This window comes from Blautia sp. MCC283 (genome assembly GCF_018785565.1).
GTDB lineage: Bacteria > Bacillota > Clostridia > Lachnospirales > Lachnospiraceae > Blautia_A.
Genome location: NZ_WQQB01000025.1, coordinates 84,690 through 109,891 on the forward strand (window position 1 = coordinate 84,690; position 25,202 = coordinate 109,891).

The 25,202-nt window shown below is 45.2% G+C and carries 19 protein-coding genes, 1 tRNA gene and 1 pseudogene; 18 read left to right on the top strand and 3 right to left on the bottom strand.

Annotation, left to right across the window (positions count from 1 at the left end; translation table 11 throughout):
* The first annotated feature begins 3 nt into the window (after nucleotides 1-3).
* Nucleotides 4-1,110 carry a DUF362 domain-containing protein gene (locus GPK81_RS08640; protein WP_021978190.1) on the top strand — a complete coding sequence of 369 codons (1,107 nt, stop codon included), beginning with the start codon at nucleotides 4-6 and terminating at the stop codon, nucleotides 1,108-1,110.
* A 397-nt stretch (nucleotides 1,111-1,507) separates the two neighbouring features.
* Here the strand turns inward: GPK81_RS08640 and GPK81_RS08645 are convergent, their stop codons facing one another.
* The gene (locus tag GPK81_RS08645) at nucleotides 1,508-2,095 is read right to left on the bottom strand and encodes a cytidylate kinase-like family protein (RefSeq protein ID WP_021978189.1); all 588 of its coding nucleotides are present in this window, start codon (nucleotides 2,093-2,095) and stop codon (nucleotides 1,508-1,510) included.
* A 312-nt stretch (nucleotides 2,096-2,407) separates the two neighbouring features.
* Here GPK81_RS08645 and GPK81_RS08650 point away from each other — a divergent pair, with 312 nt between their 5' ends.
* The 13 genes from GPK81_RS08650 (at nucleotide 2,408) to GPK81_RS08710 (ending at nucleotide 18,442) form a co-directional block, all read left to right on the top strand.
* A complete protein-coding gene (locus GPK81_RS08650) occupies nucleotides 2,408-5,179 on the top strand; it encodes an HlyD family efflux transporter periplasmic adaptor subunit (protein ID WP_215706891.1) in 2,772 nt (923 codons plus the stop codon).
* Between the two features lie 21 nt (nucleotides 5,180-5,200).
* The gene (locus GPK81_RS08655) at nucleotides 5,201-5,872 is read left to right on the top strand and encodes an ABC transporter ATP-binding protein (protein ID WP_215706937.1); all 672 of its coding nucleotides are present in this window, start codon (nucleotides 5,201-5,203) and stop codon (nucleotides 5,870-5,872) included.
* Nucleotides 5,869-7,098 carry an ABC transporter permease gene (locus GPK81_RS08660; protein WP_215706892.1) on the top strand — a complete coding sequence of 410 codons (1,230 nt, stop codon included), beginning with the start codon at nucleotides 5,869-5,871 and terminating at the stop codon, nucleotides 7,096-7,098. The genes GPK81_RS08655 and GPK81_RS08660 overlap by 4 nt, the downstream gene beginning before the upstream one ends.
* Nucleotides 7,099-7,264: 166 nt before the next feature.
* Nucleotides 7,265-9,364 (top strand): M28 family peptidase, encoded by a 2,100-nt coding sequence (locus GPK81_RS08665; RefSeq protein ID WP_330627620.1) that lies wholly within the window; start codon nucleotides 7,265-7,267, stop codon nucleotides 9,362-9,364.
* A 20-nt stretch (nucleotides 9,365-9,384) separates the two neighbouring features.
* Nucleotides 9,385-10,020 carry a GNAT family N-acetyltransferase gene (locus tag GPK81_RS08670; RefSeq protein WP_215706893.1) on the top strand — a complete coding sequence of 212 codons (636 nt, stop codon included), beginning with the start codon at nucleotides 9,385-9,387 and terminating at the stop codon, nucleotides 10,018-10,020.
* A gap of 12 nt (nucleotides 10,021-10,032) precedes the next feature.
* Nucleotides 10,033-11,709 (top strand): glycoside hydrolase family 13 protein, encoded by a 1,677-nt coding sequence (locus GPK81_RS08675; RefSeq protein ID WP_021978183.1) that lies wholly within the window; start codon nucleotides 10,033-10,035, stop codon nucleotides 11,707-11,709.
* Between the two features lie 124 nt (nucleotides 11,710-11,833).
* A complete protein-coding gene (locus GPK81_RS08680) occupies nucleotides 11,834-12,646 on the top strand; it encodes an FAD binding domain-containing protein (RefSeq protein WP_215706894.1) in 813 nt (270 codons plus the stop codon).
* Nucleotides 12,643-13,113: a (2Fe-2S)-binding protein gene (locus GPK81_RS08685; RefSeq protein ID WP_118070494.1), complete on the top strand. Its 471-nt coding sequence runs from the start codon at nucleotides 12,643-12,645 to the stop codon at nucleotides 13,111-13,113. The genes GPK81_RS08680 and GPK81_RS08685 overlap by 4 nt, the downstream gene beginning before the upstream one ends.
* Nucleotides 13,110-15,404, top strand: coding sequence for a xanthine dehydrogenase family protein molybdopterin-binding subunit (locus GPK81_RS08690; protein ID WP_118168549.1), 2,295 nt, complete (start codon nucleotides 13,110-13,112; stop codon nucleotides 15,402-15,404). Before GPK81_RS08685 ends, GPK81_RS08690 begins: the two co-directional genes overlap by 4 nt.
* Nucleotides 15,401-16,432, top strand: coding sequence for a DUF6077 domain-containing protein (locus GPK81_RS08695; protein WP_215706895.1), 1,032 nt, complete (start codon nucleotides 15,401-15,403; stop codon nucleotides 16,430-16,432). The genes GPK81_RS08690 and GPK81_RS08695 overlap by 4 nt, the downstream gene beginning before the upstream one ends.
* 9 nt (nucleotides 16,433-16,441) lie before the next feature.
* The gene (locus GPK81_RS08700) at nucleotides 16,442-17,215 is read left to right on the top strand and encodes a hypothetical protein (RefSeq protein WP_215706896.1); all 774 of its coding nucleotides are present in this window, start codon (nucleotides 16,442-16,444) and stop codon (nucleotides 17,213-17,215) included.
* A 177-nt stretch (nucleotides 17,216-17,392) separates the two neighbouring features.
* Nucleotides 17,393-17,464 (top strand) — tRNA-Arg (locus GPK81_RS08705).
* 57 nt (nucleotides 17,465-17,521) lie between these two features.
* Nucleotides 17,522-18,442: an SH3 domain-containing protein gene (locus GPK81_RS08710; RefSeq protein WP_021978177.1), complete on the top strand. Its 921-nt coding sequence runs from the start codon at nucleotides 17,522-17,524 to the stop codon at nucleotides 18,440-18,442.
* 59 nt (nucleotides 18,443-18,501) lie between these two features.
* Here GPK81_RS08710 and GPK81_RS08715 read toward each other — a convergent pair whose 3' ends face one another.
* Nucleotides 18,502-19,038, bottom strand: coding sequence for an N-acetylmuramoyl-L-alanine amidase family protein (locus tag GPK81_RS08715; RefSeq protein ID WP_174087792.1), 537 nt, complete (start codon nucleotides 19,036-19,038; stop codon nucleotides 18,502-18,504).
* 108 nt (nucleotides 19,039-19,146) lie between these two features.
* Here GPK81_RS08715 and GPK81_RS08720 point away from each other — a divergent pair.
* The 3 genes and pseudogenes from GPK81_RS08720 to metA all read left to right on the top strand — a co-directional run.
* Nucleotides 19,147-19,797 (top strand): annotated as a pseudogene (locus GPK81_RS08720) (pseudouridine synthase); the annotation flags it as partial.
* Between the two features lie 85 nt (nucleotides 19,798-19,882).
* Entirely contained in the window at nucleotides 19,883-21,844 is a 1,962-nt protein-coding gene (ligA, locus tag GPK81_RS08725; protein WP_215706897.1) for an NAD-dependent DNA ligase LigA, read from the top strand.
* A 120-nt stretch (nucleotides 21,845-21,964) separates the two neighbouring features.
* Nucleotides 21,965-22,897, top strand: coding sequence for a homoserine O-acetyltransferase MetA (gene metA, locus GPK81_RS08730; protein WP_021978174.1), 933 nt, complete (start codon nucleotides 21,965-21,967; stop codon nucleotides 22,895-22,897).
* A 535-nt stretch (nucleotides 22,898-23,432) separates the two neighbouring features.
* Here the strand turns inward: metA and GPK81_RS08735 are convergent.
* Nucleotides 23,433-23,702: a DUF6809 family protein gene (locus GPK81_RS08735; protein ID WP_021978173.1), complete on the bottom strand. Its 270-nt coding sequence runs from the start codon at nucleotides 23,700-23,702 to the stop codon at nucleotides 23,433-23,435.
* Nucleotides 23,703-23,810: 108 nt separating this feature from the next.
* Here GPK81_RS08735 and GPK81_RS08740 point away from each other — a divergent pair, with 108 nt between their 5' ends.
* A complete protein-coding gene (locus GPK81_RS08740) occupies nucleotides 23,811-24,041 on the top strand; it encodes a helix-turn-helix domain-containing protein (protein ID WP_021978172.1) in 231 nt (76 codons plus the stop codon).
* The last annotated feature ends 1,161 nt before the right edge of the window (nucleotides 24,042-25,202 follow it).

Here is a 25,202-nt window from a genome sequence, read left to right on the forward strand (position 1 = left end):
AATATGGATAAAAATCAGATTTTTATTACCAGTGGTACAGAATATAAAAAAATGACGAAGGAGCTTCTGGAAAAGGCGGATCTTCAGTCCCATATCGGGGACAGAAAGAAAAAGATCGGGATCAAGCCGAATCTGGTTTCCCCGTCGGAGGCTTCCTGGGGTGCGACTACGCATCCGGAGGTGGTTTCGGGAATTATTGAGTATCTGAAGGAGCACGGATTCCGGGATCTGGTGATGCTGGAGGGTTCCTGGGTTGGGGATAAGACCAGAGAAGCTTTTGAGACCTGTGGATTTGACCGGCTGGAAGAGGAGTATCAGGTGCCGTTCTGGGATATGCAGAAGGATAAAGGGGTTTCGGTGGACTGCGGCGGTATGGAGCTGAATATCTGTGAGCGTGTGAAAGAGATTGATTTTCTGATCAATGTGCCGGTTCTGAAAGGACATTGTCAGACAAAGATCACCTGTGCGCTCAAGAATATGAAAGGGCTGATCCCGAATAAGGAGAAGAGGAGATTCCATTCTCTGGGACTTCATAAGCCCATCGCCCATCTGAACATGGGGATAAGGCAGGATTTTATTGTTGTGGATAATATCTGCGGGGATCTGGATTTTGAGGATGGTGGAAATCCGGTTGTGATGAACCGTGTGATGGGTGCCTGTGATCCGGTTCTTGTGGATGCCTATGTGTGTCAGATGATGCATTATGCGGTGGAAGATGTTCCTTATGTGAAGCTTGCGGGTGAGCTTGGTGTGGGATGTTCGGATGTTTCGAAAGCGGATGTGCAGTTTCTGGAGGACGGGGCGGATCAGGTGATGCCGGTGTCCAGGAAGGTTGTGGAGCTCGCCGATGCCGTGGAGGAAGTGGAGTCCTGCAGTGCATGTTACGGGTATCTGATCCCGGCTCTGGAGATGTTGAAGAAAGAAGGGCTTTTTGAGAAGCTGGATGAGAAGATCTGCATCGGACAGGGGTATCGCGGCAAGACGGGAGTGCTTGGTGTGGGGCACTGTACCTGTAAGTTTCAGAATTTTGTGGAGGGATGTCCGCCGCTGGAGGGGGAGATTTATGAATTTCTGAGGGGGTATGTGAATGAACGGACGCCCGGAAAGTGACAGTCCTCCGGGCAGGGCTCCGTCGGGGGATGCTGCTAAGGTTGCGGGAGACGGCTAAAACCATCATCACCCCTCCTCCGCAGCAACCCGGAAGACTGTCACTTCCCAGGCTGATGGTCCACCCGAGGGGCGGGAGCAGACGCTAGGCGCCTGTCCGTACGTTTTGGTGAGTTGAGCGTCCGCAATCGGCGCAATCGGCACAGCCTGTCGTCATAAACAAACGCAGAATCCATCGCCCCGTCAAAAACGTAACATAGTCATAACGTACGTTTTATAGCGGGGCCAGAGGGAAGGGGTGCAGGGGAGGGGAAACGGCCTTTTGCAACTACGAGTGCTTCCCCTCCCCTGCGGTTTCACTTGCGCTTCCAAAGCGTTTCACTTTTTTCAAAAAAGAATCCTAAAGACATCTCTTTACAATTTCTACAATCTGCTCCATAGAAAACCGACTGCTGTCAATACAAAGATCATACTGTGTCATATCCAGCCATTTACTATCTGTAAAGTATTCATAATAAGCTTTTCTTTCTTTATCCATTTTTTTGACAAGTTTCCTTGCACTGGCTTCTTCTCTGCCGGTGCGGCGGATCACATTCTGTACTCTTTCTTCAAAAGGTGCATGGATAAAAATCTTAAGTGATTTATCCTTCAGGATATTGGTTGCGCAGCGGCCGACGATCACGCAGTCCTCTTTCTGAGGAAGGGAAAGAATGATCTTTCGCTGGAGATCATAGAGTACATCGTTCATTGGTACAAAGGAGAAATTATCTGTGAACTGCAGCTCGCTGTCAACGGGGAATACCCACTGGCTGGCTTTTTTCTCATCTACTTTTGCCAGGGTGTCGAAGGGGATATTGTTTTTCTTGGCAGCCATGTCGATCAGTTCTTTATCATAAAAACCGATGTCCAGGTTTTCTGCCAGAGTCTTGCCGATGAGGCGCCCGTTGCTTCCAAACATACGATTGATAGTGATAATACGTTTTGCCATAATGAATACCTCCTTTATCTCAGGCCGGAAGCAGGAAGGTCTGTTTTCCGGCGTTTTTTCTTATTTCTTTTATAACATATTTCTGTAAAAAATACCAGAAAATAATGTAAATTATTTAAAATAATATTTAAAATACACAAAATAATATAAAAACAGACAGAAAACTATATTCAATTAACTGTATTTGCGTATGAAAAATACTTTACCTTTTTCACCGGGTTTTCACAGATCACACAAAGTCTCTACATATTTTTCCATTAAGATATTTTTAAAACAGAGAGAACATACATGGCATATTTGGAGGTTGAAGGAATGAAACGACGGCGTAAAAAGATTATGTTGATCATCCCGGCGGCAGTTATCTGCGTGGCAGGTGCAGGAACTGTGGGATATTTTAAAGTGGCACATACGAAGCCGGTACAAAATGTAACAGCACAAGCGCAGTCCGCAGAGGCAAAAAAAAGGAATCTTTCCAAGACAATTGTGGGTACCGGTAATCTGGAGCTTGCTGAGGCCGAAGATCAGGATGCGCCTTCCGGTCTTGAGATCAGTGAAGTGATGGTAGAGAGCGGAGATGAGGTAAAAGAGGGGGATGTTCTTGCGGTTGTGGATGAGAGTTCGATCCTTGAGGCGATGGAGCAGGTGCAGGATGAGATTTCCCAGCTGGATGAGAGCATTCAGGAATACCAGGACAGTGACGAGGAGAATGTGATCGAATCTTCAGTCAGCGGTCGTGTAAAGAAGATCAATGTATCTGCCGGTTCTGATCTTTCGGACATCATGGTCAGTGACGGTGCGTTGATGGTGCTTTCGCTGGATGGAAAAATGGCAGTTTCTCTCAGCGGAGTATCCGGGGTATCTGCAGGAGATTCTGTAACAGTAACATTGTCTTCTGGCACGCAGGTGACAGGAACTGTGGATTCTGCCAGTGGAGAAGACTGCGTGGTTACTCTTACTGATAACGGAACAACATATGGTGATACAGTTATCGTTACAGACAGCAGCGGACAGGAGCTTGGAAGCGGGGAGCTTACGATCCACGAACCACTGGAAATCACAGGGACTTCCGGTACCGTTTCCGCAGTGAATGTTTCCGAAAATGCAAGTGTTTCCGAGGGAACAACCCTGCTGACTCTGGAAGGAAGTGCCAATGAGACACAATATCAGGAACTTCTTGCAAAACGGGAGGCAAGGACAGCAACCCTGAAAAAACTGATCCAGCTGAAAGCAGATCCGGAGATCAAAGCGGAAATTTCCGGAACAGTTCAGAGTGTGAATGTTTCCGCAGGAAGCAGTACAACAACGGATAGCAGCAGAGGAAGTTCTTCCGGCAGCAGTTCTTCCGGAAGCTCCGGAAGCGGAAAGACGGTTTCGCAGATGTCGTATGTAGTATCTGGAAGTGATACAACTGCGGGAAACACCGTACAGCTGATTTCACTGGGCAGCACTACAAGCATTGCAGCGATAGAAGCAAATGTAAACGCAAGCGTGGTTCGATGCAGTGATACAGGTGCAGCTGTTTCCTCAGACAGTGTGACAAATATAGCTGATAGCAATCTGAACAGTCAGGAAACCGGAGAGACAGAAGAGATCATCAGCCTTCAGACAGATACAGAACAGCAGGCAGAGGCTGTTGCTCTGGCGTCATCCGATACAGACTTTTCTTCAGATGTTGGCGGAGAAGGGGATTCTTCCGGCGAAAATACATCTGAAACATCCACAACTCTGCAGTTTGCCATTGCCACAGAAGGCACCAGCACAGCATCCTCGCTTGTGATCGCTGCTCCGGTAACCGGGCAGACGCCTGTTACGTCAGTAAGTGCGACAGATGGAAGTTATACAGGTACGGTGGCATGGAATCCGGGAGATGACAGTTTCCAGGAAAAAACAGTGTATCAGGCAGTGGTTACTCTTACTGCAGGGGATGGCTATGTTTTCCAGGCTGGAAGTGTTTCCGGAATTACTTTGGGAACCGTTTCCGGCATCTGTGTTTCCCAGGATGGAAAAAGTATGTCTTTCCAGATTACATTTCCGGAGACTGCGGCAGAGACAGAGGATATAAAAAAAGATGATTCCGGTGACGGAAAGACTTCGGATTCCACAGATAACGGAAAGAACGCCGATGATAACAAAGATAATGACGCAGATCAGATCACGGATAGAGCAGCGGGTCAGACAGGGAATAATTCCGGCCAGAATGGCACAGGTTCCACTTCTTCCAATGGAAAGGATTCCTCAGATAATGGAACAAACAGTACCAGCGAAACGAATGGAAATTCCACACAGAGCGGAAACGATCAGTCAGGAAACGGTGCCGGTACATCCGCGAACAATATTTCGGGATCTTCTTCCGGTGCATCTCAGACGGAAGATACCCAGGAGACAGATTCTTCCGCATCCACATCCGGTACAGAACTTTCCACATCGGAATACAGCACAGATGTTGCGCTTTTTACCATTTCGCCAGATGACACCATGACTCTGGAAGTCAGCGTGGATGAACTGGATATCAATTCTGTGGAGATTGGACAGGAAGCAGCAGTTACCTTTGATGCTATTGAAGACAAGGAATTTACCGGTGAAGTTACAGAGATAGGAAATACTGCATCGGTCAATGGCGGCGTGGCAAAATATACGGTATCTGTTTCTGTACCAAAAGATGAAGAGATGAAGCAGGGAATGAATGCCTCGGCCACGATCACCATTGAAAATCGTGAAAATGTAATCACCATTCCAGTCAATGCACTGCAGGAAAAAGGAAATAAAGTTTTTGTCTATACAGAGAAAGACGAGGATGGAAACCTTTCCGGCGAGACAGAAGTAACCACAGGACTTTCCGATGGAACTACCGTGGAGATCACAGAAGGACTTTCTGAAGGAGATACCGTATATTATAACAAATCAGGAAATACGGATAGTGGAAGCGGCAATGATTCTGGTATGGGCGATTTTGGTGATATGAGCGGCGGTCCTGGCGGGAATTCCGACTCCGGAAACAGCGGAGGCCCAGGAGGAAACGGCGGAGGTCCGGGTGGAAGCGGAAGTTCCGGCGGTAACGGTGGCGGCACGCCTCCGAATATGTAAGGCGGTGAAACAATGGACGGAATGATAACATTAAAAGATGTATGCAAAACTTACTGCATCGGAGGAGATACAGTTCATGCTCTGGATCATGCAAATATGGTGATACGGGAAGGGGAATTTGTCAGCATCATCGGACCTTCCGGAAGTGGAAAATCCACTATGATGAATATTATTGGCTGTCTGGATACCGCAGATGAAGGGACTTATATCCTGGATGGGATTTCCATTGAAGATTATACAGAGCGGGAGCTGGCAAAGATCCGGAATCATAAGATCGGATTTATTTTTCAGAGTTTTAACCTGCTCCCCAAACTGACAGCAGAGGAAAATGTGGAACTGCCGCTGATCTATCAGAAAATTCCCAAGAGTGAGAGGAAACGTCGCGTGAAAGAAGCTCTGGAAAAAGTAGAACTTTCTCACAGAATGGGACATCGGCCTACAGAGCTTTCCGGCGGCCAGCAGCAGAGGGTGGCTATTGCAAGAGCACTTGTGACCAGGCCCTCTCTGTTCCTGGCAGATGAGCCCACTGGAAATCTGGATTCTTCTACAGGGGAAGAGATCATGAAGCTGTTTCACGAATTTCACGCCAATGGAAATACCATTGTACTGATCACCCATGACAATGGAGTGGCAGATGAGGCAGAGCGGAAAATTTTTATCCGCGATGGAAAAGTCAGCGAGGTGAGCCTATGATCTTTCAGAGTATGAAAATGGCGTGGCACGCAGTGGTGTCTAACAAACTGCGTTCTTTTCTCACCATGCTGGGTATCATCATCGGTGTGGTGGCATTGATCGTGCTGGTATCCATTGCCAATGGAGCGACCTCTTCTGTGACGGATCAGATCTCCAGCATGGGTTCCAGCTATCTGACGGTGACCATTACCGATGATAAGGAAAATCCGCTGCGTCTTAAGGAACTGTCGGATTTTTGTGAACCGGAGGAAGTGGACGAAGTGGCGCCGGTTTCCTGGACCAACGTTACCGCAAAAACAAGCTATTCCAACGGAACCATGACACTGACCGGCATAACAGGAAGTTATGCGGATATCCAGGGACTGGAACTTTTCAGCGGACGTTTTCTCAAACAGACAGATATTGATAACAATTCTTATGTAGTTGTGATCACAAAAGATACGGCAACGGAACTTCTTGGACGTGTAGATGCCGTAGGGGAGAGCATCAAATTAAATGGGAAAAGTTTTCTGGTCGTAGGAGTGCTCTCCGACAGCACCTCACTGACTCAGGGTGCGGCAGTGACCAGCTCTTCGGATTCGGACGATTCTGACAGCTCCTCCTCTTCGGTACAGCTGGAGGGATATATCCCGTTTTCTACCATGACCAGACTTGCGGATAATGTTCTGGATGTGACTATGTTTTACGCATCCGGAACCGATGAGGACAGTCTGGAACCGGTGGAAAATGCTCTTACGGAACTTCTTATGGAACGTTTTGGAGAGGACGAGGATGCTTTTTCCATTGTGGACCAGTCGGAGATCATGGAAGCCATGTCCAGTGTCACCAATACTATGTCACTGATGATCGGAGGGATCGCGGCTATCTCGCTGCTGGTTGGTGGAATTGGAATCATGAACATCATGCTGGTATCTGTGACAGAGAGGACCAGGGAGATCGGTATCCGAAAAGCCATCGGTGCAGGAAGAGAAACCATCATGCTGCAGTTTCTGATCGAGGCGCTTCTGGTAAGTTTGATGGGATGCCTTGCGGGAATCGGTCTTTCCTGGGTGATCCTGAAAGTGGCATCTGTGGTGATGAAGAATTCCATGAGTTTTACCATGAATATGAAAGTGGTCTGGCTGTCTGTGGCATTTTCTGTCCTGATCGGTGTGCTTTTTGGTCTGTATCCGGCCAACAAGGCAGCATCCAAGAAACCGATCGATGCGCTCCGGTATTCCGGTTAATAAAAATTTTGCCAGATTAAGACTGTCGTCAATAGCCTGCCCGGGCAAGAAGAGATATGATAAAAACGTGATTTGTACGAACGGGATTTTTCCTGTCAGAACAAATCATGTTTTTTTATCTGGAAATCCGCACATTGATAAGGTATAATCTATAGCAGTTAAGAGCGTGTTCCTGCCGGGAGTGGACAGAACTGCTGACCAGGGAACTACCAAGAAAGGGATGACAGTAAATTTGAACATCGTGGAGAAATGTGTTTCATGCCTGGATGTAAAAGAATCCTATGATCTGGCCAAGCGCATGGAACAGGAAAAAACAAATCCGGTTCTGGGATACCGCACCGCAGGTTCCCTGGCAGAACGGAAAACCGGAGATATGCTTTTAAAAGAAATGAAAGAAGCAGGCCTCACCGAGGTAGAGAAAGACAAGATCCGTGTGGATGCATGGGAATTTAAAAAAGCGGTGATGCGCTACCGTGACCAGGAGGGAACCGTGCATGAGATCCAGCTTGGTGCATACCAGACGGATTTTAAGACCGATGGCTTTCAGAAATTTGACCTTGTATATCTTGGAAAAGGTACTGCTGACGAATATAAAAATATCGATGTAAAAGGAAAGCTGGTTCTTATCGAGATCAACCAGAGAGAAGAGTGGTGGATCAATTATCCGGTGTATCAGGCTCACTTAAAAGGCGCGGCAGCTCTCATTGCCGTACAGAGCAGAGGGTACGCACAGATCGACGATACGGCTTTGAATGCACAGGACATTGCAGGACCTTCCAGTGCTCCGGCTTTTTCCATGTCCAGAGCAGATTTTCTTAAGATCCGCCGTCTGATGGAAGAAAAAAATGAGGACGGAAAGAAGATTCCAAAGATTTCCGTGGAATTTGACGCGGACACAGAGGTGATTAAAGACCAGTATACCTATAATATTGTAGGAAAAATCCCGGGAACCAGTTCCGATTCCATGATCCTTTTAAGTGCCCATTATGATTCCTATTTTGAAGGATTTCAGGATGATAATGCGGCCGTAGCAATGATCATCGGAATTGCCCGGGCTCTGATCCACGGTGGATACAGACCTCGCCATACCATTGTGGTATGTGCGCTTGCAGCAGAAGAATGGGGGATTTCCGACACGAAATATGACTGGTCCACAGGCGCTTATCGTCAGGTGTTTGAGGCAAGACCAGAGTGGTCGGGACATGTGATCGCAGATCTGAATTTCGAACTTCCGGCCCATGCACACAGCACCAGGGATGCAGTGCGCTGTACCTATGAGTATGCGGATTTTGTACGTGGATTTGTGGACGCAGTGCAGATGCCGAAGGGGATTTATCCGGAGGGTATGACTACACTGTATCCCATTGAGACCTGGTCGGATGATTTTACCATGGCGATTTCCGGGATCCCGTCCATGGTCAATGATTTCAGCGGTGGTCCGTTTATGGAAAATTATTATCATTCCCAGTATGATAACCAGGATGTTTATGAGGAAGAAGTATATAAATTCCACCACGAATTTTATCTGAGGCTCCTTCTTGCTATTGACAGTCTTGCACTGCCGCCGATGGATTTCGGACGGGCACTGGCCGATAGTATTGAGAGCTTGGATCTGGATCTGTGTATGCAGACCGGCGCCAACGGTGTTCTCCTTCTGGAAAAAACAGAAGAAGCGAAAAAAGCAGCTGCCATTCTTTCAGAGCAGGTGCGCCGCTTCAACAGCATTCCGGAAGAAAAACGTGACTGGAAAAAAGCCGATGCCATCACCGAAAAGCTTCTCGGTGTATTTCGGAAATCCCAGGATTATCTGGTGCGTCTGGACTGGGATGACAATGTGATCTTTCCCCAGCAGGCCGTACAGAACAATCTTTATGCACTGAAAGAAGCCATGGAATATCTGGAAAAAGGAGAGATTGCGCCTGCGCTGGAATCCTTTTACAGTATTGATAATAATTGTTATGCATTTCAGTTTGAACGGGAAGTTTTTTATCATTTTACAGAATATATCATGAAGCAGTCCCCGGATCGTCTGATGTGGGGAAAAGGCCGGATCATCCATCATGAGAACCTTTATGACCTTGTGGAAAGCCTGAAAGAAAAGAAACCGGGTGACAGCCTGGAGGCAGAAAAACAAAGCCTGAGGGAAGCCTGGGAGAGGCAGAAGCAATATTATGTGGATGATATCGGATATCTGATCCGCACAGCGGAAAAGCTTACAGATCTGATCTGCGAGGTCAGCGATATGTTTGAAAAAGGAACAGAATAAAACCATACCTGGAGGAAAGAATGGAAAGCCATAATTTATACCGAGTGAAAGAAGAAAATCTGGACAGGTTGATCCGGATATTGACCGTATGTTTTTCGGAGGATCCTCTGTATCATGCACTGATCCCGGACAGGGATACCAGAGAACGTCTGATGCCGGAGCTTTTTACCTGTGATCTTACGGAGTTTTTTGAGACCTGTGAGATCTATGCAGACAGCAGTGAGCTGAACAGCATCCTGGTAGTATCCGACGGAACGGAGCATGAAGCAGCCTTACATAATCTGATGGTGGATTTTTTTGCCCTTCTGAAAACAGATGGCTATCTGATCAAAGAGGATCCAAGTCTTGCGACCCTGCGGAAATTCATCCAGGGAAAAGATTATCTGAATTCCAGCTGGACTTCCCAGCTTCATACAGCAGAAAGACTTCATGTGATCTATCTGGCTGTGGCGCCGAAGATGCAGCATCATGGTCTTGCTGAGAAGCTGATGGATGAGGTGATCGATTATGCGGACAGGCATAAGCTGATGATCTCTCTGGAAACTCATAATCCGGCAAATGTTTCCATGTATGAGAAATTCGGATTTAAATTATACGGAATTGTACAGAAAAAAGGATTTGATCTAAAGCAGTACTGCATGATCAAACAGGCATAAGGAGGAATTAAAATGGAACGAAAATGGTGGCATGACAAGGTGGTATATCAGATATACCCCAAGAGCTTTTATGATTCCAACGGAGATGGGATCGGGGATATCCCGGGAATCATCAGCAAGCTTGATTATCTGAAGGAACTGGGAGCAGATATCCTCTGGCTTTCCCCGATCTATAAATCTCCACTTGCAGACCAGGGATATGACATTGCAGATTATTATGCGATTGATCCGCGGTTTGGGACCATGGAGGATATGGACCGGCTGATCGCAGAAGCGAAAAAAAGAGAGATGTACATCCTTATGGATCTGGTGGTAAATCACTGCTCCGATGAGCATGAGTGGTTTCAGCAGGCCATTAAGGATCCGGACGGAAAGTATGGAAATTTCTTTTATATCCGGGACAAAAAGGATGACAAGGCTCCCTGCAACTGGAGGAGCTATTTCGGTGGTCCGGTATGGGAAGAGCTTCCGGGACATCCGGATAAACAGTATCTCCATGTATTCCACAAGAAGCAGCCGGATCTCAACTGGGAGAATCCGGAGGTAAGAGAGGAAGTTTACAAAAACATCCGCTGGTGGATGGAAAAGGGGCTTGGCGGATTCCGTATTGATGCCATTATCAATATCAAGAAGAAGCTTCCGTTTTCCGATTATCCTGCCGATCGTGCAGACGGGCTCTGCAATATCGAGAGGATGCTGGAGGAGGCAGAGGGAATCGGAGAATTCCTGGGAGAGATGGCTGAGAAGTGCTTTCATCCCTATGATGCTTTTACTGTAGGAGAGGTCTTCAATGAAAAGGAAGATGAGATCAAAGACTTCATTGGAGAAAACGGATATTTTTCATCCATGTTTGATTTTGAGGAAACCTGTTATGGAAAGAGCGCGAATGGCTGGTATGCATCCAAACCGTACCTGAGTCCGGAAGAGTATAAGAAGTGTATTTTCCATACTCAGAAAAAGATCGGGGATACCGGTATGATCTCCAACATTATTGAGAATCATGATGAGCCAAGAGGTGTCTGTCACTATATTTCTCCGGAAGACCGCTGCCCGGATTCCAAAAAGCTTCTGGCAGGTATTTATTTCCTGCTGAAGGGAATTCCGTTTATTTATCAGGGTCAGGAGATCGGTATGGAGAATATGGAGTTTACTTCTATGGACCAGATCGATGACATCAGTACCATCGATGAATACCAGGTAGCACTCCGTGCCGGATGCAGTGAAAAAGAAGCTCTTGATGCTGCTTCTGCATTTTCCAGAGACAATGCCAGAACTCCGGTACAGTGGAGCGCAGAGAAAAATGCAGGATTTACAGAAGGAGAGCCGTGGCTTGGTGTCAATCCCAATTATAAGGAAATCAATGTAGAGACCCAGTTAACGGACAGTGACTCCCTCCTTTCTTTCTACAAAAAGCTGACTGCACTGAGAAAAGCTCCGGAATATAAAGAAACCCTTGTATACGGAACCTTCACTCCATATCAGGAAGAACGGAAGAATCTGATCGCCTATACAAGAAACGGTGAGAAGGATCTGCTGATCCTGGGAAATATGCAGGCACAGTCTCAGAAGGTATCTCTTTCCGGAGAAATGAAGAAGGTGCTTCTGAATAATCAGGAAACAGCGGAGATCACAGGAAAAGAGATCATTTTGAAACCGTATCAGTTTATCGTTCTGGAGATCGCTGACTGATACGGCGTCAGAACAGCAGCAGAGAAAAAACAATAGCTATTTAGCTGACGGTCTGTTAAAATAAATGTCTGGCTGAAAAAACAGCCGCGATGAAAGAGAATGAGAATTCAGAAGGGAATAAAGTATGCTGAAGATAAAGAATTACGTAAAGGCAGAAAGCCTTGAACAGGCATATGAACTGAACCAGAAAAGAACAGCCTGTGTGCTGGGCGGTATGGTCTGGCTGAAAATGGGAAACCGGAACATCATGACAGCCATTGATCTGTCAGGTCTTGGGCTGGATACTATTACAGAAACAGAAGAAGCATTTGTGATCGGCTGCATGACACCACTTCATGCGCTGGAAACCCACAAAGAGCTGAATGCCTATACAAACAGTGCTATCCGTGAAAGTGTACGGCACATTGTGGGTGTGCAGTTTCGAAACTGTGCCACAGTGGGGGGGAGTATTTTCGGAAGATTCGGATTTTCCGATGTGCTGACCATGTTTCTGGCACTGGATACCTGGGTGGAGCTGTACAATGGCGGAACCATTCCGCTGGCACAGTTTGCATCCATGGAAAAAGATAACGATATCCTGGTAAATATCATTGTGAAAAAACAGCCGCTGAACACGGTATACTTAAGCCAGCGGAACAATTCCACAGATTTTCCGGTAATCACCTGTGCGGCATCTCTGATTGACGGAGAAGCAAGAACTGTCATTGGCGCCAGACCCGGAAAAGCAATGATCGTAGAAGATGAAGAGGGGATCTTAAAAGATTTTGCACAGATGGATGCACAGCAGAAAAAGGAGGCAGCAGCTTCTTTTGCCGCATATGCGGTGGAACATGTTCCTACAGACAAGAACATGCGTGCTTCAAAGGAATACAGAAGCCTTCTTGTGAAAGTCCTTACGAGAAGAGCCTGGGAAGAGATCGGAGGTAGAGCAGAATGAATATCACTTTCTGGCTGAATGGTGTAAAACGGCAGGCAGAGGTACGTCCGGATGAACTGCTTCTGGATTTCCTGCGGAAAAACAGCTGTTACAGCGTAAAACGTGGCTGTGAGACTGCAAACTGTGGTCTCTGTACTGTGCTGATGGATGAACGTCCGGTACTGTCCTGCTCCATGCTGGCTGCCCGCGCAGATGGGAAACGGATCGTGACTCTGGAGGGAATGCAGGAGGAAGCAAAGGAATTCGGAGCTTTTATGGCCAATGAGGGAGCAGAGCAGTGCGGCTTCTGCAATCCGGGATTTATCATGAATGTGTTTGCCATGTTAAAGGAACTGGATGATCCTACAGAAGAGGATATCCTGGAGTATCTTTCCGGAAATCTGTGCCGTTGTTCGGGATTTGTGGGACAGACCAGAAGTATCCTGAAATTTCTCGACTATAAAAAAGGACAGGAGGAAGGAAAATGAAATACGTAAACAAGCCGGTACCAAAAACAGATGCCATGTCGCTGGTAACCGGAAAACCGGTCTATACCGATGATCTTGCACCTTCTGACTGCCTGATCGTCAAGATTTTAAGAAGCCCTCATGCCAATGCATGGGTGGAAGAGATCAAAACAGATGCTGCAAAGAAGATCGAGGGGATCGCCTGTGTTCTCACCTATGAGGATGTTTCACACAAAAGATTTACCCTGGCCGGACAGACAGCACCGGAGATCAGTCCCTGGGATCGTTATATCATAGATAAGCATGTGCGTTTTGTGGGGGATCCGGTTGCCATCGTAGCCGGTGAGACAGAAGAAGCAGTAGATAAAGCCCTGAAGCGCATTAAGGTAAAATATCGTGTGGAGGAAGCAGTTCTGGATATCCACACAGCCAAGGATAATCCGATCCTGGTGCACCCGGAGGATGACTGGTATATGCCGATCCCGGCCGGCGGAGATAATAAACGGAATCTCTGCTCCTCCAATGTAGAAGAAGTGGGTGATGTGGACGCCATGCTGGAAAAATGTGCGTATACAGTAGACCAGGTTTACCACACAAAGGCAAATCAGCAGACCATGATGGAGACCTTCCGTACCTACTGTTATATGGATCATTTTCAGAGACTGACGGTGGTTTCTTCCACACAGATCCCGTTCCATATCCGAAGGATCGTAGGAAATGCGCTGAATATTCCGTCTTCCAAAGTCCGTGTGATCAAGCCGCGTATCGGAGGGGGCTTTGGTGCAAAACAGTCCTCTGTCAGTGAGGTTTTTCCGGCACTGGTAACCTGGGTTACCGGACGTCCGTCCAAGATCGTTTTTTCCAGAAAGGAATCCATGATCGCATCTTCTCCGCGTCATGAGATGGAGATCCATATCCGTATGGGTGCGGACGAAAACGGTATTGTAAAGGCCATCGATCTTTATACCCTTTCCAACACCGGTGCCTATGGAGAGCATGGGCCTACAACCGTAGGACTTTCCGGACATAAATCCATTGCATTATACCGCCATACAGAAGCCTACCGTTTTGCCTATGATGTGGTTTACACCAATATGCAGGCAGCAGGCGCTTATCGTGGCTATGGTGCCACACAGGGTATTTTTGCTGTGGAGTCCGCAGCTGATGAGCTGGCTCATAAGATGGGTATGGACCCGGTAAAATTCCGTGAGCTGAACATGCCGATGGAAGGAGAAGCACTTCCGGGATATCCGGATGTACCGATTAACGGCAGCTGTACCATGGATAAATGTCTTGCCCGTGCAAAAGAAATGATCGGCTGGGATGAAAAATATCCGTTCCGTGATATGGGCAACGGAAAAGTACGTGGTGTCGGTATCGCCATGGCTATGCAGGGATCTTCCATTGCGGGGATCGATGTTGGCGGAGCAGATATCAAATTAAATGAGGATGGTTCCTATACACTGGCTCTTGGCTGTTCAGATATGGGAACCGGATGCGATACGATCCTTGCACAGATGGCAGCAGACTGTCTGGATACTGATATGAAAAATATCGTGGTGTTCAGTGTGGATACGGATATTTCTCCTTATGATTCCGGTTCTTATGCATCTTCCACAACTTATGCCACCGGAAATGCGGTGATCCAGGCCTGCGGAGAGCTCAGGAAGAGAATCCACGCTTTTGGTGCACAGATGCTTGGTGTATCTGAGGAAGAATCTGATTTTGACGGAGAAAAAGTCCGCACAGAAGATGGAAAAGAGGTAACGCTGCAGCAGATCGCGGGAAAAGCGACCTGTGGAGTCTGCAGTGAGCTTCAGGTTGTAAAAGAATATTCTTCTCCGATCTCTCCGCCACCGTTTATGGCAGGAGCTGCCGAGGTGGAGATCGACAAAGAGACCGGACAGATTGACGTTATTGACTATGTAGGTGTGATCGACTGTGGAACCCCGATCAATCCGAACCTTGCCAGAGTGCAGGCAGAAGGCGGTATCGGTCAGGGTATCGGAATGGTCCTGTATGAGGATGTGCAGTATACAGACAAGGGAAAGATCCGGAACAATTCGTTCATGCAGTATAAGATCCCCAACCGTATGGATATCCCGAAAGTACGGATCGAGTTTGAGAGCAGTTACGAAAAGACCGGCCCATTCGGTGCAAAATCCATCGGTGAGCTTGTAATCGATACACCTTGCCCTGCGATTGCCAATGCCGTTTACAATGCAACCGGTGTCCGTGTCCGTGAACTCCCGATCACTCCGGAAAAAGTTGCGATGGGAATTCTTGAGCAGGAAGCCGGAGAGAAGAAATGAATATGGTGATCAAATGTCTGCTGGCAGCTTTATGGCTGCTGGCAGTTCCGTGGGCGGCCGGAGGGGTAGTCTTCTGTAAAAGTAAAAAAAGTTCGATGGGAATGAACCTTCTTGCAGGATATCTTATGATGTTTTCCTTTGCAGAGATTTTGGCGCTGGCGGCAATCTGGGCTAAACTGCCATTGCATGTCCTGAAATACAGTCTTGCCGCTGTAATGGCATCAGCTGCTGTTTTGGGGATTGTCCTGGCACTGGTAAAACGGAATGGTTTTACGGGAAATGGTGAGAAGACGGGCAAAATGTCTTTTTATTTTGTTGTAGCTGCAATACTGATCTTACTCCAGCTTGTGGCTGCTTCATTTTTGGCTCATATGGATGCGGATGACGCTTTTTATGTGGCAACAGCTACAACATCTGTCCATACGGATACCGTTTTTTCCATTAATCCGTATACCGGATATTCCTATACACGATTACCAAGCAGGTATGTTTTGTCGCCGTTTCCGATATTTCTTGCAGTGATCAGTTCTCTTGTAGGACTTCATCCGGCAATTGTGGCGCATGTGATATTTCCTGTAGTCTTTATTTTTATGGCATATCTGGTTCTGTATCAGTATGCGAAACGGTGGTTTCCGGAGGATGAACATGCGAGGGGGATCTTTATGATCTTTTGTGCGGTACTGATCTGGTTTTCGGCATATTCCGTTTATAATTCTGAGAATTTTCAGATGATCCGTATCTGGCAGGGAAAAGCATGCCTGGCATCGGTTTTTCTACCTCTGCTTCTATATCTTGGCATAGGTATCATTCTGGAAAAAGAACAGGAATATTCATGGCTGCTGCTTTTACTGGCAGATATTTCTTGCTGCCTCCTTTCTTCCATGGGAATTATTCTGGCCTGTATGATGCTGGTGATCCTTCTGATCATGGGACTGGTACGGTTTCACAGTCTGCAGAAAGCAGCATGTACGGCTTTGTGCTGTCTGCCGTCGCTGCTTCTTGGACTTGTGTATATTATGATCCGATAGGAGAAAATAATGAAAGAAATAATTGCATGGACAGTTAATGTGTGGAGGATGTACTGGGGAAATGGCTGGATACCGTATCTTCTGGCTCTTGGCGGAGCATGTGCACTGATTTTTGGGAAAAAGAAAAAAAACAGTCTCAGTCTGGTTTTATATTCCGTTTTTCTTCTGGTATTGTTTTTCTGTCCGTTTTCCGGACGGGTGATTATGAAATGTATAGGAAAAATCGTGTACTGGCGTGTTTTGTGGCTTTTACCTACGGTTCCGCTGATCGCAGGCGGTTTTACAGAGCTTGTCCGAAGAAGTCGCAACCGGATCGCGCAGGTGATCCTGGTGCTGGTTTTGACAGGAGTTATTGCTGCTTCTGGGACCGGAATGATAAAAGCAGGAAATTTCGAAAGAGTTTATAACCGCCAGCAGGTACCGGATCAGATCGCAATGATCTGTAACCGGATCAATGAGGACAGAGAAGGAAAGGAAGTGCGGATCGCCGCAGATGAATATACGGCATCCTATATCCGGGTGTATGATCCTTCCCTGAAAATGGCCTACGGACGCAGAGGGGATGGTGCTGTAGGTAAGAAGGCAAGAGTTCTGTATAAACAGATCACTTCGGAAGTCCCCGATGGAAAAAAGACTTCCAGCCTGGCAGATGCCGTTCACTGTACATATGTGGTGATGGTACCTCCGGATGAAAATTTTGTTCTGGATATGGTGGCCGGCGGCTACCAGGTTCTGGATACGGTAAGTCCGTATTATATATTTTCGTGTGATAAATATAAATGAATATGTTTCTGGTACAGTTTACTTCAGAATCTGTACCGGAAATAATATGAAATGTGTGATGAATGTACACTGTTTAAAAAAATCTTTACAATTTTATGTTTATGTGCTACAATCAAAGACAGTGTAAGCCAACTTTGATAATTTCATACCTGATTTAGAAGTTATGTTTTTCATTATGCACCTGTAGCTCAGTGGATAGAGCAGTGGTTTCCGGTACCATGTGCGGGGGTTCGATTCCCTTCAGGTGTGCTACCCGGAACAGTGGGAATTGTTCCGGCGTGTTGTTATGATAAGGAGGACAAGAACTTGGATGATTTCAGAGAATGGTTATCAGATAACCTTCGCTATTTTATGTTAGGCGGAGCAATTCTGGTGATCGTGCTTGTTCTGATCTTTGGCGTCCGCGCCTGTGTTGGAGGTAAGAAGGGGAATTCCAATGAAGATCAGAAAACAGCCCAAAGTAACCAGGAAAATGATCCTTCTTCTCCGGCAAATGATGGGGAGACAGACGAGAAGAAAGACGCCAGTCCCGCGACAGATACGAATGCGGAGACAACCATGGAAAAAGCCAGCACGGAAGTAACCGAGCTGATTCAAAGCTATTATAAAGCTTTTGGGGAAAAAGACATTGCAACACTTAAGACAATTGAGGACGGATTTACACCGGCCGATGAGTCACAGATTAATTCAAGGGATTATATTGACGGGTATGAAGTACAGGATGTTTACGCAAAGAAGGGACTAACGGACGGTTCGTATGTCGTCTATGTGGTTTTTAACTATATCTGTACAGGAATTGAGACTCCGGTTCCGGCGCTGAGCCAGTTTTATGTGGAAACTGACAGTGACGGAAATCTGAAGATCAAGGGTGGAGCTGATGAAGACGCAGATATCAGTGCATATGTGAAGAAACTGGAGTCAGAGAAAGATGTTCAGGATCTTATTGCGAAAGTGAAGGCTGATTATGAAGCAGCACAGGCAGGAGATTCCTCTCTGGCAGAATTTCTTCAGGGCCTGGGTGATGATGCCAGTGCTTCTGCAGATGCAGGAACAATGCTTACAGTCACAGAAGATTGTAATGTTCGTGCTTCCGCAGATCCAGAGGGTGAAGTTATCGGTGGCTTTTCTGCAGGAACGGAAGTTGAAAAGAAGGGGCAGGAAGGTGACTGGATACAGGTCGATTATGATGGACAGACCGGATATGTACACAGCAGTCTGTTGGAGTAGAAATGTAATAAAAATGCAGGTTCTTTTGAAGAGCCTGCATTTTTTTTGCCATGCTGATCTTATTTTTTCAGAGAACCATTTGAAGCGAATGTGTACTTTTGACCGTCTATCGTAATGGTGCCGGTCTGCATGATTCCGTCTTCGTCCAGATAATAGCGCTTTTTGCCTGTCTCAAGCCAGCCGGTCTGCATGATCCCTTTTTTGTTGAAATAATATCTGTGGCCATCGGTATCTGTAAGCCAGCCTGTATAGGCCTTTCCATTTACCATAAATTTCCAGTTTGTTCCATCTGCTGTCCAGGTTCCACTTTCCGCTTCAGGAGAAACATTTTCTGCATCCTGTTCTTTGACAGGGGTTGGAGATGGAGTGGCAGAAGGTGAAACAGAGATGTCGGTACCAGATATATTCAGCTTAATGTTCTGGTCTTTGTCGGAAGAAAGAACAGCAATATCGCCTGTATTTTCTGCGATTACAGAAGTATGGCTGTTTCCGAACGGTCCAGCAGATGACTGGGTAAAAAGAAGTCCACAGATCAGACACAAAATAATAATAATAAAGATCAGCAGTCGGTTCAGATGAGGTGTACGGTCTGACATGATTTTCCTCCTGACTGTTACATTTTTGTTTATCATACAATACCTGTCAGAAAAATACAAGGAAAATAACCGGTTGCGAATACTAGGGAAAAAATATATAATAGAATAATGGACGAAAAAATCAGAATTAATAAATATTTAAGTGATGCAGGTGTCTGTTCAAGAAGAGAGGCAGACAGACTGACGGAGGCTGGACGGGTAACTGTTCGTGGAACAGTCGTTTCCACAGGAGAAAAGATTTTTCCGGATGAGGAGATCTGCATTGACGGGAAACCAATAAAGAAACAGGAAAAAAAGATTCTGCTTCTTTTTCATAAACCAAGAGGGATCGTCTGCAGTACCAAACAGCAGCGCAATGAAATGACAGTGACAGAATATCTGAACTATCCGGTGAGGATCTATCCTGTAGGACGTCTGGATAAAGAGTCAGAAGGCTTGCTTCTTCTGACCAATCAGGGAGATCTCGTGAACCGTATCATGAAAGCGGGAAATTATCACGAGAAAGAATATTGTGTAACAGTGAATAAACCGGTAACAGAAGCGTTTATACAGGGAATGAGCAGTGGAGTGCCGATCCTGGGCACAGTTACACGTCCCTGTAAAGTCATAAAAACCGGAAAGAACAGCTTCAGGATTATTCTTACGCAGGGACTGAACCGTCAGATCCGACGTATGTGTGAATATTTTGGATATAAAGTCACAACATTAAAAAGAGTTCGGATCATGAACCTGCATATTGACGGGCTGGAAGCGGGGAAATACCGTGAGATCAGGCCGGAAGAGAGAAAACAGCTGGAGGAAATGCTTTCCTCCGCAAAAACAGAAAGAAAGACGGAGGAAGGCCATGAACGAAACATCCATAAAAAGAATGAAAGAGCTGGGAAAAAAGCTCCGGGAAGCGTCCAGGGCGTACTATCAGGAAGACAGGGAGATCATGCCAAACGTGGAGTACGATGCTCTGTACGACGAACTGAGCGCACTGGAAGAAGAGACAGGAATCGTTCTGGCAGACAGTCCGACCGTTAATGTCGGCTATGAAGCGGTAGATCAGCTTCCCAAGGAAGAACATGAGAGACCGATGCTTTCTCTGGATAAAACAAAGGATCGGGAAGCACTGCGGGAGTTTGTCGGAGAACATCCAACGCTTCTTTCGTGGAAACTGGATGGACTTACGATAGTGCTCACCTACGAAAACGGAGAGCTGGTAAAGGCAGTTACCAGAGGAAATGGTATTGTGGGAGAGGTCATTACCAACAATGCAAGAGTTTTCAAAAATATTCCGCTTAAGATTTCGTTCAGAGGAAGATTGGTACTTCGTGGAGAAGCGATCATTACGTATTCCGATTTTGAGAAGATCAATGAAACGATCGGTGATGCAGATGCCAAATACAAAAATCCCAGAAATCTCTGCAGTGGTTCCGTGCGTCAGCTGAATAATGAGATTACGGCAAAGAGGAATGTACGGTTTTATGCATTCTCTCTGGTGAGTGCAGAGGGTGTGGATTTCCAGAATTCCAGAGAAGTGCAGTTTCAGTGGCTGAATGCCCAGGGATTTGATGTGGTAGAGTACCGTAAAGTTACAGCAGATACTCTGGATGAAGCTATGGATTATTTTGCGGAAGCAGTTACGAAGAATGATTTTCCATCAGATGGACTGGTGGCTCTGTATGACAATATTGCCTATGGAGAATCTCTTGGAACTACAGCTAAATTTCCCAGAAATGCCATGGCATTTAAATGGGCAGATGAGATGCGTGATACGAAACTTCTGGAAATTGAGTGGAGCCCGTCCAGAACAGGCCTGATCAATCCGGTAGCTGTTTTTGAACCGGTAGAACTGGAAGGCACGACGGTAAGCAGGGCCAGTGTGCATAATATCAGCATTATGAAAGAGCTGAAACTTGGAATCGGGGATACGATCCGTGTATACAAGGCGAATATGATCATTCCACAGATCGCGGAGAATCTGACAGGAAGTGGTAATGCACCGGTTCCGCATATCTGTCCGGCGTGTGGACAGGAAACTGTTGTGAAGAAAGAAAATGATGTGGAATGTCTTTTTTGCGTTAATCCGGGGTGCCCAGCCAAAAAAATCAAGTCTTTTGGCCTTTTTACCAGCAGAGATGCAATGAATATCGACGGACTTTCAGAAGCGACACTGGAGAAATTTATCGCCCGTGGTTTTATTCACGATTTTGGTGATATTTTTGAGATCAACCGATACCGGGATGAAATTGTAGAGATGGAAGGATTTGGACAGAAATCCTATGATAATTTTATAGAAAGCCTTGAACGGGCGAAAGAAACAACGCTTCCGAGAGTGATCTACAGTCTTGGAATCGCAAATATTGGACTTGCCAATGCAAAAGTGATCTGCCGCTATTTTAATAATGATCTTGAAAAGATCCGTCATGCCAGCCTGGAAGAGATCAGTGAAATTGATACGATCGGACCTGTGATCGCCGGAAATCTGGTTTCCTATTTCCAGGATGAAGAGAATAACCGTCGTCTGGATCATCTTATGAGCTTTTTGCATATTCAGGATGAAGGACCGAAGCAGGAACAGATTTTTGCGGGAATGAATTTTGTGATCACGGGAAGCCTGGTACATTTCGGAAATCGAAGTGAAGCCAAAGAACTCATCGAGTCTCTGGGTGGCAAAGTGACGGGGTCTGTGACCAAGAAGACAAATTATCTGATCAACAATGATATCCAGTCCAGTTCATCCAAGAACAAAAAAGCCAGGGAACTGGGAATCCCGATCCTTTCAGAAGAAGATTTTCTGAATCTTGTGGGAAAGCAGTGATTATGATAAAAACTGCGGGAAATGCGGATTAAAGATATCTACATTACGGTAAAAACAGCAGAGCGGTTTCTATATAAAAAATAAGAAAGACCGCTTTACATATATAAAGGAGGGCTAACAATGCCGATCAAAACACAGGGGGATCTGCCAGTAAAGGAGATCCTTGAGAGAGAAAATATATTTGTGATGGATGAAAAACGTGCCATGCATCAGGATATCCGTCCAATCCAGATTCTGATCCTGAATCTGATGCCTCTGAAAGAGGAGACAGAACTGCAGCTTCTGCGTTCTCTTTCCAACACACCACTGCAGGTTGATGTGACTTTTATGGCTGTGGAGAGCCATGAGGCGAAGAATACTTCCCTCAGTCATCTTAATAAATTTTATGAAACATTTACAGACATAAAGAAACGTAAATTTGATGGAATGATCATTACCGGAGCACCAGTTGAACAGATGCCGTTTGAAGAAGTAGACTACTGGAAGGAACTGACGGAAATCATGGGCTGGACAGAGAAGCATGTAACTTCTACCATTTTTCTCTGCTGGGCGGCCCAGGCGAGCCTGTATTATTTTTATGGTCTTGAGAAAAAACCTCTGGATAAAAAAATGTTTGGCCTTTTCTGGCATAAAGTATTAAATCGAAAGATTCCGCTGGTGCGTGGCTTTGATGATGTGTTTCTTGCACCTCATTCCAGACATACGGAAGTTCCTATTGCTGATATCCATGCATGCAAAGATCTAACGGTACTGGCAGAGAGCGATGAGGCGGGGTTGTTTCTGGCAATGGCAGAAGGTGGACGTAAGATTTTTGTCATGGGACATCCGGAATATGATCGTGTAACTCTGGATGGAGAATACAAACGTGATCTTGCCAAGGGACTCCCGATCGACATTCCCAAAAATTATTACCAGGACGATGATCCAAATAACAAGCCATTGCTTACCTGGAGAGCACATGCCAACAATCTGTATACAAACTGGCTGAATTATTACGTATACCAGAGCACCCCATACGACCTGTATGGAACACCGGATTTTAAGGAACTGTAAGAGTGCTGAAACCCGCATGGTTGAGCCATTTCTGAGGATTTTGACATGAAAATGGAAGAGGGCGGATAACTTCACATAAGTTACCGTAAATTCACGTAAGTTTTTACAAAAATGGGGTAAAAATGGCGTAAATAACAAGAAAAAATGGCGTAGAAAAAATCCTGCATATACGATAGAACCTTTTCAGCAAATAACCCATCTGCCGTAGTATATGAGAGACGAATTTCAAGGCTCATGATAAGTCGAGGCTGTAGTAGTACAGTTTATGGACAAGTCATGAGCCTTTTTTTACTTTTTATTTTGAATTTTTACACAGAATTTTCGTATCGTTTATCTGTCATTTATCCATTATTCACATCTTTGCCCGGAACTTGTATATATAGCTGGCCTGTGAGCACGTATTTGCTCTGTAAAGGGATTGAAAGTAATGAGACGAGAGTTTATCCATCTGAAGAGTAAAAATGGCTTATAGGACGAATTAGAAGGCGAAAAAGAGCAGATCCCAAATTTAGGAATCTGCCCATCTGTGAAAAGACTAAAGAGAGTTCTTTTTATTTACAGTTTGTTTGATATTGGTAATAATGAAGCCGTTTTTGTTATTGGCTTTTTTTAAATATATTTTGTATGTTCCCATAAGGTTCTCATCCATGATCTGCTCCAAAGCGGCCGCTTGATCGTCTGTGAGCTGTTCTTTAAGAGCATGATAACCATGTAAAGCCTGATCCTTATGTATACGGTACTTATCCAGAGCGTCCAGTGTAGCTGCACTTACATGTGAGTTGTAAAGCTGATCTATGATATCCATGATTCTGTATTCTCTCTGATACGATTGTTTCTATTTAGTGACAATAATATCATGTTTTCCAGATATACTCAATACAAAAGTTACTAATTAGTCACAGGAGTATATCTTATGCAGTGGATTTTACAGGACATTCCAATCGGTAGAAATATCCAGAATATACGGATGAAAAAGAACATGACACAGGCTGAAGTTGTAGGCCAGCTACAGTTAATGGGGAGCAGTATGTCCAGAAGTACACTTGCAAATATTGAATCGGGCAGAAGAAACATAAAAGCCAGTGATCTTAAAGCCTTGCAGAAATTATTCGATGTGGATTATGAGGAATTTTTTGAAGATTAAGAGGGTAAAGTTCTTTCGTAGTCAAGATATTTTGACATTTACGCAAATGCGTGTTAATATAATTATAGAAAAAGGGTGTTACCGATAAACGGTTAGTCCAATATATGTTTAGTCAAAAGTAGTCGCTTTAGTTTACCAGACGTGGGCGGCTATTTTTGTGTTTTATTATTATCTTTACCGAATGTGTATCCGATGCTAAAGCAGGTTAAGCCAAAGCTCACTACTGCAATAAAATCTATAATACTCATTGGCTTAGCCCTCCTTTCCAGTGGATTCCCTGCCGGGTTTCTATGTAATCAGAGGGTCACAGTCCCTCTGCTGAAGGACTAACCGCCTACCGTTATGGCAACACCCATATGTCATTATAACAGTCAGAAAATATGTTCGCAACAGAAAATTTAGAGGATAAAATTCTATCCCATAGAACATAATGAACTGAAAATATCATCATTGACGTTTAGTGATAATTACTGAAAATTATGATCTGTTTTTAGACTAAGTGCTGAAATGTATAAATTTTCTTTACAACTCTACTCAACGGTGCTATGGTTAAAGCGATTACAGAAGAAATGTGCTGTAAGCGTACCTTACAAAGTCTTGGAAAATAATCAGTAAACGTAATATGTCTTACGTCATGTGGGGTAAGAGTAGTGTATATGCCATGTGGGATATACCACGTTGAGAATTATTAAGCCATGTCATATAGAAGAACACCGCTTGCTAAGGTAAGCAAAAGTAAAGTGATTGTTGATACACAGGTATAGTGTATCTTTTTTTACACCGAAAAATAAATTCAGAATATTTTTGAAATTAAAATTAAAATCAGAAAGTACATACAGGAGAAGGAAGGAGGAAATGTACTTATGATGATGAGCTTTAAAGATGCACAGAATTATAAAGTATTGTGGAGTGATTTTACCATGGTATCGAGATTCCGGAAAAACATTGGAAAAGAGAGTCATTAATAAGTATATTAAGAAGTGATGGTATAATTTTCCTAATAATCACACCGATTATTCCGATTATCACCATCAAAATTCATATCATATAATTTATCGGAAGATCCTTTGAAACACTCAGCTTATTCATTCTGAGTGGTGCAAAATTCGATCATGGGAATTGAACAGAATCGACCCGAAAATCACCAGAAAGAGCAGACGG

Coding starts and splice junctions, on each gene's coding strand:
- GPK81_RS08640 (WP_021978190.1), top strand. CDS start 4: ATGGATAAAAATCAGATTTTTATTACCAGTGGTACAGAATATAAAAAA.
- GPK81_RS08685 (WP_118070494.1), top strand. CDS start 12,643: ATGAATATCACTTTCTGGCTGAATGGTGTAAAACGGCAGGCAGAGGTA.
- GPK81_RS08740 (WP_021978172.1), top strand. CDS start 23,811: ATGCAGTGGATTTTACAGGACATTCCAATCGGTAGAAATATCCAGAAT.
- metA (WP_021978174.1), top strand. CDS start 21,965: ATGCCGATCAAAACACAGGGGGATCTGCCAGTAAAGGAGATCCTTGAG.
- GPK81_RS08650 (WP_215706891.1), top strand. CDS start 2,408: ATGAAACGACGGCGTAAAAAGATTATGTTGATCATCCCGGCGGCAGTT.
- GPK81_RS08695 (WP_215706895.1), top strand. CDS start 15,401: ATGAATATGGTGATCAAATGTCTGCTGGCAGCTTTATGGCTGCTGGCA.
- GPK81_RS08700 (WP_215706896.1), top strand. CDS start 16,442: ATGAAAGAAATAATTGCATGGACAGTTAATGTGTGGAGGATGTACTGG.
- GPK81_RS08670 (WP_215706893.1), top strand. CDS start 9,385: ATGGAAAGCCATAATTTATACCGAGTGAAAGAAGAAAATCTGGACAGG.
- GPK81_RS08735 (WP_021978173.1), bottom strand. CDS start 23,702: ATGGATATCATAGATCAGCTTTACAACTCACATGTAAGTGCAGCTACA.
- GPK81_RS08655 (WP_215706937.1), top strand. CDS start 5,201: ATGATAACATTAAAAGATGTATGCAAAACTTACTGCATCGGAGGAGAT.
- GPK81_RS08690 (WP_118168549.1), top strand. CDS start 13,110: ATGAAATACGTAAACAAGCCGGTACCAAAAACAGATGCCATGTCGCTG.
- ligA (WP_215706897.1), top strand. CDS start 19,883: ATGAACGAAACATCCATAAAAAGAATGAAAGAGCTGGGAAAAAAGCTC.
- GPK81_RS08645 (WP_021978189.1), bottom strand. CDS start 2,095: ATGGCAAAACGTATTATCACTATCAATCGTATGTTTGGAAGCAACGGG.
- GPK81_RS08660 (WP_215706892.1), top strand. CDS start 5,869: ATGATCTTTCAGAGTATGAAAATGGCGTGGCACGCAGTGGTGTCTAAC.
- GPK81_RS08680 (WP_215706894.1), top strand. CDS start 11,834: ATGCTGAAGATAAAGAATTACGTAAAGGCAGAAAGCCTTGAACAGGCA.
- GPK81_RS08675 (WP_021978183.1), top strand. CDS start 10,033: ATGGAACGAAAATGGTGGCATGACAAGGTGGTATATCAGATATACCCC.
- GPK81_RS08715 (WP_174087792.1), bottom strand. CDS start 19,038: ATGTCAGACCGTACACCTCATCTGAACCGACTGCTGATCTTTATTATT.